Annotated in this window: 19 protein-coding genes; 9 read left to right on the top strand and 10 right to left on the bottom strand. The window is 60.4% G+C overall.

What is annotated here, in order from left to right; all coding sequences use genetic code 11:
- Positions 1–73 precede the first annotated feature (73 nt).
- Positions 74–1,471: a NorM family multidrug efflux MATE transporter gene (locus AC3WK5_RS28805; protein WP_103320356.1), complete on the bottom strand. Its 1,398-nt coding sequence runs from the start codon at positions 1,469–1,471 to the stop codon at positions 74–76.
- Positions 1,472–1,629: 158 nt separating this feature from the next.
- Between AC3WK5_RS28805 and AC3WK5_RS28800 the strand changes: the two genes are divergently transcribed.
- From AC3WK5_RS28800 to AC3WK5_RS28790, 3 genes are all read left to right on the top strand, one after another.
- Complete coding sequence (locus tag AC3WK5_RS28800) at positions 1,630–2,550, top strand: LysR substrate-binding domain-containing protein (protein ID WP_054594627.1); 921 nt, start codon at positions 1,630–1,632, stop codon at positions 2,548–2,550.
- A 190-nt stretch (positions 2,551–2,740) separates the two neighbouring features.
- Positions 2,741–4,717 carry a methyl-accepting chemotaxis protein gene (locus tag AC3WK5_RS28795; RefSeq protein ID WP_054594626.1) on the top strand — a complete coding sequence of 659 codons (1,977 nt, stop codon included), beginning with the start codon at positions 2,741–2,743 and terminating at the stop codon, positions 4,715–4,717.
- Positions 4,718–4,867: 150 nt separating this feature from the next.
- Complete coding sequence (locus tag AC3WK5_RS28790; protein WP_103320351.1) at positions 4,868–6,082, top strand: aldose 1-epimerase family protein; 1,215 nt, start codon at positions 4,868–4,870, stop codon at positions 6,080–6,082.
- Between the two features lie 6 nt (positions 6,083–6,088).
- On the opposite strand, the gene AC3WK5_RS28785 is transcribed toward AC3WK5_RS28790, so the two are convergent.
- The 3 genes from AC3WK5_RS28785 to AC3WK5_RS28775 form a co-directional block, all read right to left on the bottom strand.
- On the bottom strand, positions 6,089–7,582 hold the full coding sequence (locus AC3WK5_RS28785; RefSeq protein ID WP_103320349.1) for a YifB family Mg chelatase-like AAA ATPase: 1,494 nt from the start codon (positions 7,580–7,582) through the stop codon (positions 6,089–6,091).
- A 241-nt stretch (positions 7,583–7,823) separates the two neighbouring features.
- Positions 7,824–8,351, bottom strand: a complete 528-nt coding sequence (locus AC3WK5_RS28780) for a BRO-N domain-containing protein (protein ID WP_103320346.1) — start codon at positions 8,349–8,351, stop codon at positions 7,824–7,826.
- A gap of 382 nt (positions 8,352–8,733) precedes the next feature.
- On the bottom strand, positions 8,734–8,994 hold the full coding sequence (locus tag AC3WK5_RS28775; protein ID WP_054048512.1) for an accessory factor UbiK family protein: 261 nt from the start codon (positions 8,992–8,994) through the stop codon (positions 8,734–8,736).
- Between the two features lie 414 nt (positions 8,995–9,408).
- On the opposite strand from AC3WK5_RS28775, the gene glnK reads away from it, so the two are divergent.
- From glnK to sutA, 4 genes are all read left to right on the top strand, one after another.
- Positions 9,409–9,747 (top strand): P-II family nitrogen regulator, encoded by a 339-nt coding sequence (glnK, locus tag AC3WK5_RS28770; RefSeq protein ID WP_002555808.1) that lies wholly within the window; start codon positions 9,409–9,411, stop codon positions 9,745–9,747.
- Between the two features lie 33 nt (positions 9,748–9,780).
- A complete protein-coding gene (locus AC3WK5_RS28765; protein ID WP_054594622.1) occupies positions 9,781–11,118 on the top strand; it encodes an ammonium transporter in 1,338 nt (445 codons plus the stop codon).
- A 213-nt stretch (positions 11,119–11,331) separates the two neighbouring features.
- Positions 11,332–11,757 (top strand): secondary thiamine-phosphate synthase enzyme YjbQ, encoded by a 426-nt coding sequence (locus tag AC3WK5_RS28760; protein ID WP_054594621.1) that lies wholly within the window; start codon positions 11,332–11,334, stop codon positions 11,755–11,757.
- 102 nt (positions 11,758–11,859) lie between these two features.
- On the top strand, positions 11,860–12,186 hold the full coding sequence (gene sutA / locus AC3WK5_RS28755; protein ID WP_019694242.1) for a dormancy-specific transcriptional regulator SutA: 327 nt from the start codon (positions 11,860–11,862) through the stop codon (positions 12,184–12,186).
- A 178-nt stretch (positions 12,187–12,364) separates the two neighbouring features.
- On the opposite strand, the gene AC3WK5_RS28750 is transcribed toward sutA, so the two are convergent.
- Genes AC3WK5_RS28750 through lptM form a run of 6 tightly spaced genes read right to left on the bottom strand, consistent with a single transcriptional unit; the run spans position 12,365 to position 16,972 of the window.
- A complete protein-coding gene (locus tag AC3WK5_RS28750) occupies positions 12,365–13,069 on the bottom strand; it encodes an HAD family hydrolase (RefSeq protein ID WP_054594620.1) in 705 nt (234 codons plus the stop codon).
- Entirely contained in the window at positions 13,066–13,965 is a 900-nt protein-coding gene (gene xerC / locus AC3WK5_RS28745) for a tyrosine recombinase XerC (RefSeq protein WP_054594619.1), read from the bottom strand. Before xerC ends, AC3WK5_RS28750 begins: the two co-directional genes overlap by 4 nt.
- A gap of 2 nt (positions 13,966–13,967) precedes the next feature.
- A complete protein-coding gene (locus tag AC3WK5_RS28740; protein ID WP_054594618.1) occupies positions 13,968–14,693 on the bottom strand; it encodes a DUF484 family protein in 726 nt (241 codons plus the stop codon).
- 13 nt (positions 14,694–14,706) lie between these two features.
- Positions 14,707–15,537 carry a diaminopimelate epimerase gene (gene dapF, locus AC3WK5_RS28735; protein WP_054594617.1) on the bottom strand — a complete coding sequence of 277 codons (831 nt, stop codon included), beginning with the start codon at positions 15,535–15,537 and terminating at the stop codon, positions 14,707–14,709.
- 4 nt (positions 15,538–15,541) lie between these two features.
- Positions 15,542–16,789, bottom strand: coding sequence for a diaminopimelate decarboxylase (gene lysA, locus AC3WK5_RS28730; RefSeq protein ID WP_103320344.1), 1,248 nt, complete (start codon positions 16,787–16,789; stop codon positions 15,542–15,544).
- Positions 16,790–16,798: 9 nt separating this feature from the next.
- A complete protein-coding gene (gene lptM / locus AC3WK5_RS28725; protein ID WP_019694236.1) occupies positions 16,799–16,972 on the bottom strand; it encodes an LPS translocon maturation chaperone LptM in 174 nt (57 codons plus the stop codon).
- A gap of 238 nt (positions 16,973–17,210) precedes the next feature.
- Here lptM and cyaY point away from each other — a divergent pair, with 238 nt between their 5' ends.
- Together cyaY and AC3WK5_RS28715 are read left to right on the top strand one after the other, a co-directional pair.
- Positions 17,211–17,543, top strand: a complete 333-nt coding sequence (gene cyaY, locus AC3WK5_RS28720; protein ID WP_054594615.1) for an iron donor protein CyaY — start codon at positions 17,211–17,213, stop codon at positions 17,541–17,543.
- 4 nt (positions 17,544–17,547) lie between these two features.
- On the top strand, positions 17,548–17,772 hold the full coding sequence (locus tag AC3WK5_RS28715) for a DUF1289 domain-containing protein (RefSeq protein ID WP_103320353.1): 225 nt from the start codon (positions 17,548–17,550) through the stop codon (positions 17,770–17,772).
- Positions 17,773–17,878 lie beyond the last annotated feature (106 nt).

The following is a 17,878-nucleotide window of genomic DNA, read 5'->3' as shown; positions in this document are numbered from 1 at the left end:
AATGCGGTCTGACATTCAACAATGAGGTGACTGTCAGACCGCATTCGCGAGCAAGCCCGCTCCCACAGGGTTCTCAGTCTGGCTGAATGACCTGAAAACCTGGCTGTGATGACGGTTCACGGCGGATCATCCGCTTCATCTTCCATTCGAATGCCAGCGTCAGGCTCACGGCCGAGCAGGCGAGCCCCAGCGCCAGCCCCCACCAGACGCCGGTCGGCCCCCAATGGAGGTGGAAAGCCATCAACCATGCAGCCGGAGCGCCGATCAGCCAATAGCAGGCGAGGCCGACCAGGAAGGTAGTCTTGGCGTCCTTCAGACCGCGAATACAGCCCATGGCGATAGTTTGCGTGCCGTCGAAAAACTCGAACCACGCCGCCACCATCAACAGGCTCACCGCAAGATTGATCACTTCGCGAAACGCCGGGTCGTTATGGTCCAGGAACAGTCCCACCAGTTGGTTCGGCATCAGCCAGAAGACCATGGCAAACCCGAGCATCGCCGCGCCACCAACGGCAATCCCGACCCGCCCGGCCAAGCGCGCATCGAGCAACTGCCCGGCGCCGTAGTGCTGGCCGATGCGCATGGTGATCGCATATGAAAGCCCCGCCGGAATCATGAACGCCACCGAGACGATTTGCAGGGCGATCTGATGCGCCGCCAATTGCGTACTGCCCATGGTGCCCATGCACAACGCGGCAAACGCAAACAGACCGACCTCTACCGCGTAGGTGCCGCCAATCGGCAGGCCGAGACGCCATAGCTCGCGCAGGTACTGGCGATTGGGCCGTGACAGGCCCTTGCGCAGTGGGTACGCGGCGTAAGCCGGGTGCTGGCGGATATGCCAGGCCAGGCCCAGCGCCATGCAGTTGGCGACGATGGCGGTGACCAGGCCGATCCCCATCAAACCCATTTTCGGCAGGCCGAACATACCGGTGATCAGCGCATAGTTGAGCAGGAAGTTGGCCACGGTCCCGATGAGGCTGATGACCATCACCGGTGTCGTCCGGCCGATGGCGCTGGTAAAACCGCGCAGGGCCATGAAGCTCAGGTAGCCGGGTAGGGCGAACGGCAGAATCAACAGGAACTGGCCGGCCGCGTGCACGTTGCTTTCGGTCTGGCCGAACAGCAGCAACACCGGTTTGAGGTTCCACAGCAGCAGGCCCGCCACCAACGCCATCAACCACGCGAGCCAAAGCCCGGCCTGGGTCAGCCGCGCGGCGCCTTCGATGTCGCCGGCACCCTGGCGGATCGCCACCAGCGTACCGACCGCCGCGATCACGCCAATGCAGAAAATCGACACGAACGAATAGCTCGCCGCGCCCAGGCCGCCACCGGCCAACGCCTCCGGGCTGAGCCGGGCCATCATCAAGGTATCGGTGAGGATCATCAGCATGTGCGCCAACTGCGAGGCAATCAGCGGCCCCGCCAGCCGCAGGATGGCCCAGAGTTCGGTACGTGCTGGATGCTGCATGATCATCACGCTCGTTTAGTCAGATAAATCGGGAAGGGTTGATTCTCGGCGCTCGCAAGCGTTTGCACAAAGGGATAAAAACGATTGCTGGCATGACTAAAACTCATGCTGGAGAGTTTCTGATAAGGTTCCGGGGTCGCGCTATAGGAGCTTTCCCAATGTCTCGTCGTCTTCCTCCGTTGTATGCCCTTCGCGCTTTCGAGGCCGCAGCGCGGCACAGTTCGTTTACCCGTGCTGCCGAAGAATTGTCGATCACCCAAAGCGCCGTCAGCCGACATGTGCGTACGCTGGAGGAGCATTTCGCCTGTCGGCTGTTTCAGCGTAGCGGGCGCAATTTGCAACTGACCGAGGCCGCGCGTTTGCTGCTGCCGGGTGTGCGTGAGGGCTTTGGTGCGCTGGAGCGGGCCTGCAATACCTTGCGCGCCGAAGATGACGTCTTACGCATGAAAGCCCCTTCGACCCTGACCATGCGCTGGCTGCTGGCGCGACTCAGTCGCTTTCGGCATTTGCAACCGGGCAACGAGGTGCAACTGACCAGCGCCTGGATGGACGTCGACTCGGTGGACTTCAATCACGAACCGTTCGATTGTGCGGTGTTGTTGAGCAACGGGCATTTTCCACCGGACTGGGAGGCCAGTTACCTGTTCCCTGAACTGCTGATCCCGGTCGGCGCACCGAATCTGTTGAATGATCAACCATGGGATGTCGAGCGGCTGGCCAGTACTGAACTGCTTCACCCGACTCCTGATCGGCGTGACTGGCGCAGTTGGCTGGAGTGTATGGGCCTGTCGGAGCAGGTGTCGCTCAAGGGCGGGCAGGTGTTTGATACGCTGGAGCTGGGGATGATTGCCGCCGCCCGTGGTTACGGGGTGTCGATGGGTGACTTGCTGATGGTGGCCGAAGATGTGGCTCAGGGGCGTTTGAGTTTGCCGTGGCCGACTGCCGTGGCCAGCGGCCTGAATTATTACCTGGTCTGGCCGAAAACCCGCCCCGGCGGTGAACGTTTGCGCCGTCTCAGCGACTTCCTCCAGGGTGAGGTGCAGGCCATGGAATTGCCGGATGTCGAGCGCCTCGGCTGAATCGATGTAGCCACCGCCATGGCAGCCTTGAGCGATATCCTTGTGCATCGCTCAAGTATTTATCTACGCCGCCGAATCCCTGAAAGTGGGACCTTCGTTCTGATAGGTTTCGCGCTTCCCCTATTACTGGATATTTTGCCGAGCCACGCGACGCGATCAGGATGATCCGGCTCCTCGGCCAGGAGCTGTCATGTCTCAACCTCGTGCCCGGATCGCCTCACAATTGGGGCTTGCCCTTGCCGTCATCCTCGCGGTCGTCATCAGTGGCAGCACGGTGTTCGCCCTGCGTTCGCTGGATTCTGCCAACCTCGACACGCGTGAAGAGCATCTGGCCAGTGAGGCGCGGTTGCTGGCCGACCAGTTGAGCACCTTCCACGGCACCCTGCGCGAAAGCACCCAGCGCCTGAGCGGGTTGTTTGAAAAGCGTTTCAGTGGCGGTTTGAGCGTGCACCCGGAGCAGCCGGTGACGGTAGCGGGCGTGCAGACTCCGGGCCTGCATCTAGGCAACGAAGTGTTGAACAACAACTTCGACAAGGTCGATGAGTTCAAGCAAATGACTGCCGGCGTGGCGACGTTGTTCGTGCGCAGTGGCGAGGACTTCATTCGGGTCAGCACCTCGTTGAGCAAGCAGGACGGCACCCGCGCCATCGGCACGCTGCTCGACCATGCGCACCCGGCCTATCAGCGGCTGATGGCGGGCCAGAGCTATGTCGGCCGGGCCTTGCTGTTCGATCGTTCCTACATGACGCAGTACACCCCCGTGAGCGACAGCAGCGGCAAGGTGATCGCGGTGTTGTTCGTGGGTTTCGATTACACCGATGCGCAGAGCGCGCAGTTCGACAACCTCAAACGCTTCCGCATCGGCCAGAGCGGTTCACTGGCGCTGCTCGATGAGCAAAACAAATGGCTGGTGCCGCCGGCCGGCGTGCAGGCGCTGGATCAGGCGACTTCGACCATCGCCGGTTTGGCCAGGACGCCGGGGCGGGGCGCGTTCTGGAGCGACAAGTCCGAAGACTTCTACAGCGTTGCCGTGCCATTCGAGGGCGGGCCATGGTCAGTAGTGGCGAGCATGCCGAAAAGCGAAATCCGCGCAGTGACCTGGAGCATCGGTATCCGCCTGGCCATTGGCAGCTTGCTGGCGATGCTGCTGGCGGTAGGCGCGGCAGTCTGGCTGTTGCGCAGCAAGCTGGCGCCGTTGGGTGATCTGGTGCGGCAGGCTGAAGCCTTGGGTGCGGGTGATCTGAGCGTGCGTTTGAACGTGTCGAGCCATGATGAAATCGGTCAATTGGCGCGCAGCTTCAATCAGATGAGCCAGGCTCTATCGACCATGGTCGAGCACATCCGCAAGGCCTCGGAAGAGGTCAACAGTCGCGCGCAGGCATTATCCGGGTTGTCCGGCGGTGCGTATGAAGGGATGGAACAGCAGTCCGGTGAAATCACCAGCATGGCCGGTGCCGTGGAAGAATTCAGTGCGACCTCGCTGAACATCGCTGACAACATGGGCAACACCGAGCGTCTGGCCCAGGAAAACGCCCAGCAGACGCGGATCGGTCGTACCTCGATGGAAGAAGCTTCTTCGTCCCTTGAGCAGATTGCCAGTGCTCTCAACAGCACGGCGACGGTGATCAACACCCTGGGTCAGCGCTCCCAGGAAATCGGCGGCATTGTCGGGGTGATTACCGCGATTGCCGATCAAACCAATTTACTGGCACTCAACGCCGCCATCGAAGCCGCACGTGCCGGCGAACAGGGCCGAGGTTTTGCTGTGGTGGCGGACGAAGTGCGCAACCTGGCCTCGCGCACTCGCGAAGCGACTGACGAGATTTCCGGGATGATCCAAAGCATCCAGCAGGAAACCGGTAACGCCATCAGCACCATGGAGCAAGGCAAGCTGCTGATGCACGAAGGCCTGACGCGCAATGCCAATGTCGCGTCGGCGCTGGCGCTGATCGACGAACAAAGCCGCTCGGCCGGCCAGCAATTCGCTGCGATCACTACCGCCACCCAAGAGCAGAGCAGCACCGCGACCTTGCTCAGCAGCAACCTGCAAAGCATCGCCATGGCCAACAGCGAGCAGCGTGAAGTGGTGTCGAACCTGGCAATTACTGCCAGGGAACTGGAAAACCTGGCGGCAGAGTTGCGCCATGAGGTTGACCGTTTTCGCTGAGGTCACCTCGGGAATCGCCATCGTTGGCAAGCCTGTTGTTGGCGATTGAACCCGTCGACTGAGTTTTGCTGGAGTTATGCCGTTTTTAAGCTTGCTGAAACGTTTCATCAGCGCTATAAAAATCGCACAACTCCAAGAAAGGCTTTCACCATGACCCCGCTCAAACTTCTCGTCACTCTCGGCGCAATGACCGCTGCCTCCCACGTTATGGCTTGGGATTACGTGTTGCTCGACACCGACAAGGCTGCCCAGAACCAGCAAATCACCAGCCAGCAACTCGGTGTGAAAACCGACAAACCGTTCTCCGTGACCCTGCACACCCTGCACGGCGGTCGGCAGGAGGGCGTGAGCATCGTCGACATTGATAACGGCACGATGAAACTCTCGGTGGTGCCGACCCGCGGGATGAACGTCCTGCAGGCGTCGGTGGGTAATGTGCGTATGGGTTGGGATTCGCCGGTCAAGGACGTGGTCAATCCGTCCTTTATCGAACTCAACGGGCGTGGCGGACTGGGCTGGCTCGAAGGCTTCAATGAACTGGTCACCCGCTGCGGCTACGAATGGGTCGGTCACCCCGGCATGGACAACGGCGAACTGCTGACCCTGCATGGCCGCGCCGCGAACATTCCGGCCAGCAAGGTCACGCTGCACATTGATGAAAAACCGCCTTACGCCATCAGCCTGCGCGGTGAGTTGAAAGAGCAGGCGTTCAAGAAGGTCGACTTCTCGGTAATGACTGAACTGGTCACCGAGCCCGGCAGCGTGCGCTTCGCCCTCAACGACACCCTGACTAACAACGGCGACTATCCGAAGGAATACCAGGCGCTCTACCACAGCAACTTCAGCACCCCGTTCCTGGAACAGGGCGCCCGTTTCGCTGCGCCGGTGAAACAGGTGTCACCGTTCAACGACAAGGCCAAGGGGGATTTGCCCGACTGGCAAACCTACCGCGCGCCGACCAAGGACTACGACGAAACCGTCTACAACGTCGTGCCATATGCCGATACCAAGGGCGACACGCTGACCGTGCTGCATAACAAGGCGGGCAGTCTCGGGGTGTCGGTTGGCTTCAATACCAAGCAATTACCGGTGTTCTCCCTGTGGAAAAACACCGATACCCAAGGCCAGGGCTATGTCACGGGGCTGGAGCCGGGGACGAGTTTTTCCTACAACCGCCGGTATCAGCGGCCACTGAACCTGGTGCCGACGATTGCCGCCAAGGAGCAGAAGCAGTTCCAGATCAGTTACAGCTTGCTGGCGGATAAAGCGGCTGTGGATAAAGCGTTGGCGCAAGTGAGTGAGATTCAGGGTGGGCGGGAGACTGAGGTAAGGCAAACACCGTTAGTGGATCTCACCAAGGAATAACTTCGACTAGTGCGTGGTCGGCCGATACTGCAACGCTTCGGCCAGATGCTCGCGGGTGATGTCGTCGACTTGCTCAAGGTCCGCCAGGGTGCGCGCCACCTTGAGCAGTCGGTGGGCCGCTCGTAGCGACAAGGTCAACCGCTCGCACGCGGTTTCCAGCCAGTGTTCATCGGTTGTGGATAACGTGCAGTGTCGGCGCAGGCCCGGCAGGTCGAGGAAGGCATTGGCGCAGCCCTGGCGTCTGTGTTGCCGCTCCCTTGCGTCCGCGACCCGGGCGGCGGCGGTAACGGTGTCATCGCCGGGTTTTACCGCTGGATTCAACGCCGTGACTTCGCGGGCAACTGTCAGGTGCAGATCAATTCGGTCCAACAGCGGCCCCGACAGTTTGTTGCGATAACGCTGGATCTGGTCCGGTGAGCAGCAACAGCGGCCGCTTGGCTCGCCAAGATATCCACAGGGGCACGGATTCATAGCGGCCACCAGTTGAAAGCGCGCGGGAAAACGCACGCGGTCACGGGCTCGGGAAATCACGATGCAGCCCGACTCCAGCGGCTCTCTCAGCACCTCCAGCACCTTGCGATCAAACTCCGGCAGCTCATCGAGGAACAGGACGCCATGGTGGGCGAGGGTTATTTCACCGGGCTGAGGTTTCGAGCCACCGCCGACCAGTGCCGGGCCGGACGCCGAATGGTGTGGTTGGCGGAACGGTCTTTGTGGCCAATGGCTCAACGGCATACAACTGGTGACCGATTGAATCGCCGCGACTTCCAGCGCTTCACTCTCGGCCAGTGGCGGTAGCAGCCCGGGCAAACGACTCGCCAGCAGGGTTTTCCCCGTCCCCGGTGGCCCGCTGAACAGCAGGTTATGAGCCCCCGCAGCCGCAATCAGCAAGGCACGTTTGGCCGCGATCTGGCCCTGCACTTCATTCAAGTCCGGATACGGTTTGCTGGCGTAAAGCAAACCATTGGACACAAACGGTTCTACGGGTGTGTGACCATTGAAGTGCGCGACCGCCTCCAGCAGATGATCCACCGCAATGACCTTCAGTCCTGACGCCAGGCACGCTTCCTCGGCATTTGCCCGCGGCACCATCAGCGATCGTCCAGCCTTGCGCGCCGCCAGTGCCGCCGGCAACACACCACGAACCGCCCGCACTTCGCCTGACAGCGCCAACTCACCCAGACACTCGACGTCATCCAGCGTCAAAGTCGGCACCTGCACACTGGCAGCCAGAATCCCCAGGGCGATCGCCAGATCGAAGCGCCCGCCGTCCTTCGGTAAATCGGCCGGGGCGAGATTCAAGGTGATACGTCGCGCCGGAAATTGCAGCCCGGAATTGATGATCGCACTGCGCACCCGATCCTTGCTTTCCTTCACCGCTGCTTCCGGCAACCCCACCATCGTCAGCGATGGCAGGCCGTTGGCCAAATGGACTTCTACGGTAACGGCGGGCGCTTCCACACCGATCTGGGCGCGGCTGTGGACGATGGCCAGAGACATGATCATTCCTTGAGCTTGCGAGAACCGCTTCCTGCGGTTTTTTGAAGGGTAGTTGCGGCGTAGTGGTTTAGCGCGGCGGCTGAGGAGCGAAACCTTCGCAGGATGTTGCAGGTGTCGGTTTAAATATTTCGGAGGTGATAAGAACCACTATTTAGACTAATGCCTGTCAGTTAAGCCGTAATGCGACCCGAACGCAGCCTTCGGCAGCTGCTACGGGTCACACGCCGCGCCGTGAAGGTCATTAAAGCGACTGAAGCACCCGTGAAGCGCGTTTCCACCACGGGGCATTGACCATACTTCGTGGTCGCTCCCCCTCCGGCAACAGGTGTGGAACATCCTGCAACCGGATCCACGGCTGGTTGTTCCAGTGCAGCAAGCTCAGTGACATTTCCGGCCAGTTCAGCAGGCTCAGTATCGGGCGTTCGGCTGTGGTGGGTTGCTGGGCGTCTCTAAGGGCTGGAACCACGTCGTGGGTCAGCCATTCGCGCAGGCCCCGGTATTCGGGGCAGTAGTGATAAACCAGCAGCGCGTAAACGCCTGATTCGCTGATCAGCAGCGTATGTTCTATGCAGCCGTGAATATGCATTGTCACGGTTTGGTGTTGATCAGGGTCGAGTTTGCGTAGCGCGCGTTCGTCGAGGAACAGCCGAAGCAATCGACCGAGGTCGCGGGCACTGAACCAAGGCTGGTTTTCCAGCAGCAGGGCGTGGAGGTGGAGTTTGTGGCGGGTGAAGACGTGAGGGATCAGGTAGGCGTCATTGCTATTCATCGATACAGCTCCTTTTGCTTAAGGGGCTGCCAGTAATCGTCGCCAAACGATTAGGTGGCAGCTGTACGCGGGTTGGCGAACCGGAGCAAAAGGAACCCGGCAGACCCGAAGATCTCCCACGCACAGCCGCCATGACTCGAGTCGACGGACAGGAAGAGTCCACCATCGGATGGTCGTCGTGCACCTTAAGCTTTCCGGGTCGCCAAACCCAGTGCTGAACATTCAGCTGAAGTGAGCTTAGAAACCGGGGCTGTGCGGCGCAATCGGAAAGCGGTGGTGTTTTTGTAGGACTCAGCCTGGAAGTAGAGCTGAATCCTAATTGCTGGAAGGTCGTTCCGACCTTATCGCGGGCAAGCCACGCTCCCACAGGGGATTTGTGGGGTCATTCAGTCGGTGGATTCAGCTTGGCTTCCAGCTCGGCGACTTTTGCCTCAAGGCTCTCAAGGCGTGCCCGGGTGCGTGCCAGGACGACCATCTGACTGTCGAATTCTTCCCGGCTCACTAGATCAAGCTTGCTGAAGCCGCTTTGCAGCAGGGCTTTGAACTGGCTTTCGATTTCGCTTTTTGGCAGCGGGGTTTCGCCGCTGAACAGGCGGGAGGCGGTGCCGCTCAGGGCATCGAGGAAGTCTTTGGGTGCGAGCATGAGAAACGTCCTGGAAACAATGGCCGGCAGTGTATCACGCAGTGTCTATAGTCATTGGCGCGGGCACGAATGCACGCTTTTCGCGCATGTTGCCGGGCGTTCGCGCACTGTTGTTGTGCGTATCGCCGGCGGTGATGGGGCATTGGTGCCTGTGGCAGCGGCCAAGGGATTGAAATCAATAGGTTTTCACGAGATGGCAAGCTTTCTGCTTAGTCCCTTGTGACCCATGCACTGATGCAGTCGCTGTGACGAATGCAGTGCGACAGGCGGAGCGGGGAGTTTCGTCAGGAACGGTTAACTGGCGTCGGTCGGGCGAGTAGGGCCGACGATGCGTTACAAAGCCAGGCACTGCGCTTAGACTTGAGTCGGGTTTGTTTTCCTGGGGCAAGTCCACCAATTCGGGAGAGAGTTTTCATGAAGCTAGTCACTGCCATCATCAAGCCGTTCAAACTGGACGATGTACGCGAGTCGTTGTCCGAGATCGGCGTGCAGGGCATTACCGTCACTGAGGTCAAAGGCTTCGGTCGGCAGAAGGGGCATACCGAGCTGTATCGCGGGGCGGAATACGTGGTCGATTTCCTGCCCAAGGTGAAGATCGATGTCGCCATTGACGACAAGGATCTGGACCGGGTTATCGAGGCGATAACCAAGGCGGCCAACACCGGCAAGATTGGTGACGGCAAGATTTTCGTGGTCAATCTGGAACAGGCTATTCGCATCCGTACCGGCGAAACCGATACCGACGCAATCTAAGCCGCCAAACCCAACGCCCCAGGAGAAAACAAAATGACTCTGCGTAAATTCGCAGGGCTAGGAGCCCTGTTGTCCATCGTAATGCCCGGCCTGGCCATGGCGGCAGATCCGGTGGCTCCTCCAGTCCTCAATTCCGGCGATACCGCCTGGATGTTGACCTCTACTGCCCTCGTGCTGTTCATGACCATTCCAGGCCTCGCGCTGTTCTACGGCGGCATGGTTCGTTCCAAAAACGTTCTCTCATTGATGATGCAGTGCTTCGCCATTACCGGCCTGGTCACCATCCTGTGGTTCCTCTATGGCTACAGCATGGCGTTTGACACCACGGGTATGGAAGCCAACGTCGTCAACCTCAATTCCTTTGTCGGCAGCTTCGCCAAGGCTTTCCTTGCCGGCATCACGCCCGCCAGTATTACTGGTCCTACAGCGCTGTTCCCCGAGGCGGTGTTTGTCACCTATCAGATGACCTTCGCCATCATCACCCCGGCGCTGATCGTCGGTGCTTTCGCTGAGCGGATGAAGTTCTCCGCAATGCTGGTGTTCATGGGCATCTGGTTCACCGTGGTTTACGCGCCGATTGCGCACATGGTCTGGAGTGGTCCGGGTTCGCTGTTGGGCGACTGGGGCGTGCTCGACTTCGCGGGCGGCACCGTGGTCCACATCAACGCCGGTGTTGCAGGTCTGGTGGCGTGCCTGGTATTGGGCAAGCGCAAAGGCTTCCCGACCACTCCGATGGCTCCGCACAACCTCGGTTACACCCTGATGGGCGCCGCGATGTTGTGGGTGGGCTGGTTCGGTTTCAACGCAGGTTCCGCCGCAGCGGCCAATGGCACTGCCGGTATGGCCATGCTGGTAACTCAGATTGCTACCGCCGCAGCGGCCCTGGGCTGGATGTTCGCCGAGTGGCTGACCCACGGCAAACCTAGCGCGCTGGGTATCGCTTCGGGCGTGGTTGCCGGTCTGGTTGCGATCACTCCGGCTGCGGGTACCGTTGGCCCGATGGGCTCGATGATCATCGGTCTGGCAGCGGGCGTGGTGTGCTTCTTCTGCGCCACGACCCTGAAACGCAAACTGGGTTACGACGATTCCCTCGACGCCTTCGGCGTGCATGGCATCGGCGGTATTCTCGGCGCGATCCTCACGGGTGTATTCGCAGCTCCGTCACTGGGTGGCTTCGGCACCGTGACCGACATCGCGGCACAAGTCTGGATTCAGTGCAAAGGCGTGGGCTTCACGGTGATCTACACCGCGATCGCCACGTTCATCATCCTCAAGGTGCTCGACGCCGTCATGGGGCTGCGCATTACCGAGGAAGAAGAGTCGGTGGGCATCGATCTGGCGCTTCACAACGAGCGCGGCTACAACATGTAAGCAAGCGCATAAAAATTTGCCCGGCTTGCCGGGCATTTTTTTGTCTGGATTTTTTCTCTGAAAGTACGGCTGAAAGGTTTTTTCGCACACGTTTAGTGGTGTTTGTGACGAGTGTTTTTCCGCGGCCAATGGCTTACATGATTGAAGGAATATTAGGGCCTTTGTTTTTTCCCAGAGCGCGCTAGAATGCGCCCCGAACGTGCGGAGAACTGTATGTGGCAACAGACTCTGATAACCCTGCGGGCACGGCCCCGGGGCTTTCATCTGGTAACGGACGAGTTACTCGCCGGCCTGCCTGAACTCCAGGCATGTCGGGTCGGTCTGTTGCATTTGTGGCTGCAGCACACCTCGGCGTCGTTGACCATCAACGAGAACGCCGATCCGGCGGTACGTCGCGACTTCGAACGGTTTTTCAATCGGCTGGTCCCACAAGGAACAGCTGGCTATGAGCATAACGACGAAGGCCTGGACGACCTCCCGGCGCACTTCAAGGCCAGTTTGCTAGGCTGTCAGTTGAGTCTGCCGATAAGGGCGGGCCGATTGGCGTTAGGTAGCTGGCAAGGTGTTTATCTGGGTGAGCACCGCGATCATGGCGGTGCTCGCAAAGTCCTCGCCACCGTGCACGGTGAAGAGGCATAAACCGCTGGTTACCAGTGGATGTTGATTTTTTTCCGGCGGTCGTCGACAGACGACAAAGCTGGGCTATAACTAATCTGCTTTTCGCAAGTCATGAGGTAGAACATGAGCGACGATGATCTGGAAAACGACGACCTCGAAGTAGGCGACGAAGACGAGACCGAAGAAGGCCTGGAAGCAGCGGCGGAAGACGTTGCTGACGACGATGGCGGTGATGACACGCCGGTCCCGACCGCCAAAGGCAAGGCCAAGGCTGCGGTGTCGGTAGACGAGCTGCCGAGTGTCGAGGCCAAGAACAAAGAGCGTGATGCTCTGGCGCGCGCGATGGAAGAGTTCCTTGCCAAAGGTGGCAAGGTTCAGGAAGTCGAGGCCAACGTGGTGGCGGACCCGCCAAAGAAGCCTGATAACAAGTACGGCAGCCGGCCTATCTAAGCGCCTGCTACGTGCTTGCTGAAAAAGCCCGCCGTCGCTGCGGGCTTTTTCATGGGTGAAACAATAGAGACCGAAAAGCATCGCGGGCAAGCCTTGCTCCTACAGACTGGCGTCGTTCGAGCAGGTGACGACAATCCCGTAGGAGCAAGGCTTGCCCGCGATGACAATCTTGAGGACGCTACGAAATCGAGTTCCACCGCGCCAACAACGCTGGCAACTCGGTCAAGCTGCGAATCTCGGCATCGGGCACCTTGTCGGCTTCCCAGGCTTTACCGGTCGGGTTGAACCAGATCGCCCGCAACCCTGCCTGCTGAGCGCCGGCAATGTCATCGCCGGGATGATCGCCGATATGCACGGCGGCCTCAGCTGTTACATCGCCGCGTTTCAAGGCTTCGTGGAACAGCCGGGCATCAGGTTTGGCGATGCCGATATCCTCTGCGCACAAGATGAACTTGAAGTAATCCGCCAGCCCTAGTCGGCGCACATCCGCATTGCCGTTGGTGACCACGCCCAAGGCGTAGTGATTGGCCAGAATCTCCAGTGTCGGTTGCACCTCGGGGAAGATTTCCAGCTGATGCCGTGCGTGCAAAAACACTTCAAAGCCCTGATCGGCAAGCTCGCAGGCTTGTTCATGGGCGTAACCGGCTTCTTCCAGTGCGTGAAACAGCACCCGACGGCGTAGGGCGCTGATGCGGTGCTTGAGGCTTGGTTCGTGGCTCAATACCCGCTCACGAATCGCCCACAAATGATCGACCGGCAAGGCACCGAGGTTCGGTGTGTGCTCGGCCAACCACTGGCGCAGCACTGCTTCAGCGCTGTCGATCACCGGGGCGGTGTCCCACAGGGTGTCGTCGAGGTCGAAGGTGATCAGTTGGATTGTCATTGCTCATCGCCTTTGATGCGTTTGGCCCGTGGATGGGCGCTGTCGTAGACCGAGGCCAGGTGCTGGAAGTCCAGGTGGGTGTAGATCTGCGTGGTTTTGATGTCCGCGTGGCCGAGCAATTCCTGTACCGCACGCAAGTCTTGCGAGGACTCCAGCAAGTGGCTGGCGAAGGAGTGTCGCAACATGTGCGGGTGCAGGTTTTGCCCCAGTTCGCGCTCGCCGACGGCTTTGACCCGCGCCTGAACCGCCCGTGAGCCGAGGCGCCGGCCTTTCTGGCTGACGAATACCGCATCGTCCACCGGGTTCGCCATGGCGCGCAGCGGTAACCACAGTTCCAGGGCTTCGCGGGCCTTCTTGCCGACGGGCAGCACTCGGGTCTTGCTGCCCTTGCCGAGTACTTGCACCAGGCCGTCCGCCAGGTCGAGCTGTTCAAGGTTGAGCCCGGTCAGCTCCGACAGGCGTAAACCGGACGAGTAAAACAGCTCAAGTATTGCCTGGTCGCGGCGCGCCATGAAGTCGTCTTCCACGGCGCCATCGAGCAGTTGCAGCGCCCGGTCGGTGTCGAGGGTTTTCGGCAGTCGACGCTCGCCCTTGGGGGGCGCCAGGCCGTTGGCCGGGTCGTGGTCGCAGAGGCCTTCGCGGTTCAGGTAGTGATAGAGCCCGCGTACCGCCGACAGCAGCCGCGCCAGGCTGCGCGAGGATTGTCCTTGCGAGTGCAGGCGAGCGATCAGACTGCGCAGGCGCTGGATGTCCAGCGCGGTCCAGCTGCCGATGTTCTGCTTTTTGCAGTGCGCCAGGACCTTGTTCAGGTCGCGCCGATAGGCTTCCAGCGTGTGAGACGACACCTGACGCTCACTGCGCAGGTGCTCGCAGTAGGCGTCCAGTTGTCGTTCCATGGTCAGCGTACCGAGCGTAGGGAAGTGTTGACCCGAGGCAGTACGCGGCCCATGACTTCAGCGATGTAGCTTAAGAACAACGTGCCCACCGAGCTTTTGTAGTGCTGCGGATCGCGACTGGCGATCGCCAGGACACCGTGCAGGCCTTGATGGCTGATGGTGACTACCGCCGTCGAACCGATCTGCTTGCGCTGTTCTTCGCCAAACAGGAAGTCCAGCTCGTGTTCGCGCAGGCTGCCGCTGACGCTTTTGCCTTCCGACAACAAGCCGCCGATGGCCTTTTGCGCGTCGGCACTGGTCACCCAGCGGCCGACCGGCAAGGGCTCGTCGCTGAACAGGATCAGGCTGACAAAGGGCACCTGGAAATCCTGGCGCAGGCTGTCTTCGACGCTGATGACCACGTCGTCCAGACTGCTGGCGTCCATCAAGGCGAGCGTCAGTCGGCGGGTTTTGTCGAACAGCCGGTCGTTGTCGCGGGCGACGTCCATCAGTTGCGAGAGGCGATGGCGCATCTCGATGTTGCGTTCGCGCAGAATTTTCATCTGGCGTTCGACCAACGAGATGGTGTCGCCGCGCTGGTGCGGAATGCGCAGCGCCGGGAGCAGTTCTTCGTGCTCGACGAAGAAATCCGGATGAGCCTCCAGGTACGCGGCAATCGCCGCCGCCTCCAGGCTTTCGGAAGGGGATTCGTCGGGCTGTGGGGCTGGAACCTGAGGCTGATCAGTCATGTATTTCGCTCACTCAAAGACGCACTTGTCCTTCGTATACGCGTACTGCCGGGCCGGTCATCATCACCGGTTGGCCAGGACCTGCCCATTCAATGGACAAGCGCCCGCCAGGCAGGTCGATCAATAGCGGCGAATCCATCCACCCCTGGCTGATCGCGGCCACTGCGGCAGCGCAGGCCCCGGTCCCGCAGGCCTGGGTTTCCCCGGTGCCGCGCTCCCAGACGCGCAACTGCGCTCGGCTCCGGTCGATGACCTGGAGAAAACCGACATTGACCCGCGCCGGGAAGCGCGGGTGGTTTTCGATTTTCGGTCCCAGCTCATGCACCGGCGCGTTGTTGATGTCACTGACCCGCACTACCGCGTGGGGATTGCCCATGGAGACCGCGGCCAGTTCGATAGTCTGGCCATCGACCTCGACCTGATAACTCAAGGCCTGAGCGGGCGCCTGGAACGGAATGTCTGCCGGCACCAGGCGCGGTGCACCCATGTTGACGCTGATCTGGCCGTCGTTGCGGATATCCAGTTCGATAATGCCGCTTTTGGTCTCGACGCGAATCTGCCGCTTGGCGGTCAGGCGCTTGTCCAGAACGAAGCGTGCGAAGCAGCGTGCACCGTTGCCGCATTGCTCGACTTCGGAACCGTCGGCGTTGAAGATCCGGTAACGGAAATCCACGTCCGGGTTGCTCGGTGCTTCGACGATCAGCAACTGGTCGAAACCGACACCAGTGTGCCGGTCGCCCCATTGCTTGGCGTGCTTGGGCAAAATGTGCGCGTGCTGGCTGACCAGGTCGAGGACCATGAAGTCGTTGCCCAGGCCATGCATCTTGGTAAAACGCAGCAGCATGGGTTTACTCCGGCAGCAGGCTTTCGCCAGCAAACAACTCGGCTACCGTCTCGCGGCGACGCACTTCGATTGCCTGATCACCGTCCACCAGCACTTCAGCGGCGCGGCCGCGAGTGTTGTAGTTGGAGCTCATGACAAACCCGTACGCACCGGCCGAATGCACGGCCAGCAAGTCGCCTTCTTCGAGTGCCAGCTGACGGTCCTTGGCGAGGAAGTCGCCGGTTTCGCAGATTGGCCCGACGATGTCGTAGGCGCGTGCCGGAGTTGCGCGCGGGTGCACGGCCGTGACGTCCATCCAGGCCTGATACAGCGCCGGGCGGATCAGGTCGTTCATGGCCGCGTCGACGATGGCGAAGTCTTTGTGTTCGGTGTGCTTGAGGTACTCGACCTGGGTCAGCAGCACGCCGGCGTTGGCGACGATGAAACGGCCCGGCTCGAACACCAGCGTCAGGTCGCGACCGTCGATGCGTTCGCGTACGGCATTGATGTAGTCGGCAGCCAATGGCGGCTCTTCATCGCGATAACGCACGCCCAAACCGCCGCCGAGGTCGATGTGGCGCAGGTAGATTCCGCAATCGCCCAGGCGGTCGATCAGCGCCAGCAGGCGGTCGAGGGCATCGATGAAGGGCGGCAGGGTGGTCAGTTGCGAACCGATGTGGCAATCGACACCGACCACTTCCAGGTTAGGCAGTTGGGCGGCGCGGACGTACACGTCTTCGGCGTCGGCAATCGCGATGCCGAACTTGTTTTCCTTGAGACCGGTAGAAATGTACGGATGGGTGCCGGCATCGACGTCCGGGTTGACCCGCAGCGAGATCGGCGCGCGAACGCCAAGCTCGGCCGCGACGACTTGCAGGCGTTCGAGCTCGTCGGTGGATTCGACGTTGAAGCAGTGCACGCCGACTTCCAGGGCGCGACGCATGTCTTCACGGGTCTTGCCGACGCCCGAGAAAACGATCTTGTCGGGCTGGCCACCGGCGGCCAGAACACGTTCCAGCTCGCCACCGGAGACGATGTCGAAACCAGCGCCCAAACGCGCCAGGACATTCAGTACACCCAGGTTGGAGTTGGCCTTGACCGCAAAGCAGACCAGGTGCGGCGTACCGGCCAGCGCGTCGGCGAACGCCAGGTACTGGGCTTCGATGTGCGCGCGGGAGTAGACGTAGGTTGGTGTGCCAAAGCGTTCGGCGATGGCGGACAGGGCAACACCTTCCGCGAACAGCTCACCGTCACGGTAGTTAAAAGCGTCCATGATGTTCCCTTAGTAGGTGCTGGTACTGGTGCTGTGCTGGTGCGCTTTGGACTGCGACGACTTCGCCTGTTCTTCAGGCGATTTGCTGTCATCGGGCAGATACAGCGGCCCTTTTTGACCACAGGCAGTGACAAGGCAGGCAACCGCGACGAGCGCAGCAAGGGAAGAGATCAGGCGCTTCATGGCGAAATCCTTGAAAATGCGTTAATTGCGCCGGAGTATACCGGCCACCCGGCAGCTTGCCTATGCGATGGACCACCCGTCCGGCGGGCCTTTGCCTGGGCAGGCGATCAAGCGGCGCAAGGTGTGTCGATATTTTCTACTCTTGTCTGGTGCGTGGTCGGTATCCTTTGCAATCGCTGGGGCTCGGCCGTATCTTGCGGCGCTTGAGCGTGAGTAGACATTTTTTGAGGTTCCCGCAATGAGTTTGACTGAAGCCCGTTTCCACGATCTGGTCGATGCCACCCAGCAAACGCTGGAGGATATTTTCGATGACAGTGGCCTGGATGTTGATCTGGAAAGCTCGGCCGGTGTGCTCACCGTCAAGTTCGAAAGTGGCAGCCAGTTGATCTTCAGTCGCCAGGAGCCGCTGCGTCAGCTGTGGCTGGCGGCCGTGTCCGGCGGCTTCCACTTCGACTATGACGAAGAAAGCGAACGCTGGATGTGTGACAAGAGCGAAGAGCAGCTCGGCGAGATGCTTGAGCGCATTGTCGGCGAGCAGGCTGGTGCCAAGCTTGATTTCGAAGGGCTGTGATCTGGTGACCGAGGCAGCGCCTACCCGTCCGCCAAAGCCGCTGTACAGCAACGTCAGCGCGGCGGTGCCGTCGCCGTGCACCAGCGTCTGTCGGCTGGACGAGCAGAAAGTCTGCCTGGGCTGTTTCCGCCACGTCGAAGATATTCGCGAATGGCGCTCGGCGGACGATGATCGCCGCCGGGTGATTTGCGCCCAGGCCCAACAGCGCAAGAACTTATCCCTGCGCTAGTCCTCGTACTCGTAGGAGCCGAGCTTGCTCGCGATGGCGGCCTGACAGCCGACCAATCTCTTGCAGGTGTACATATCCATTCCTGCGGTAACGGCCACTTACGGTT

This window comes from Pseudomonas sp. FW306-02-D09B (assembly GCF_058782685.1).
This window is presented reverse-complemented; position numbering and strand designations above follow the sequence as displayed.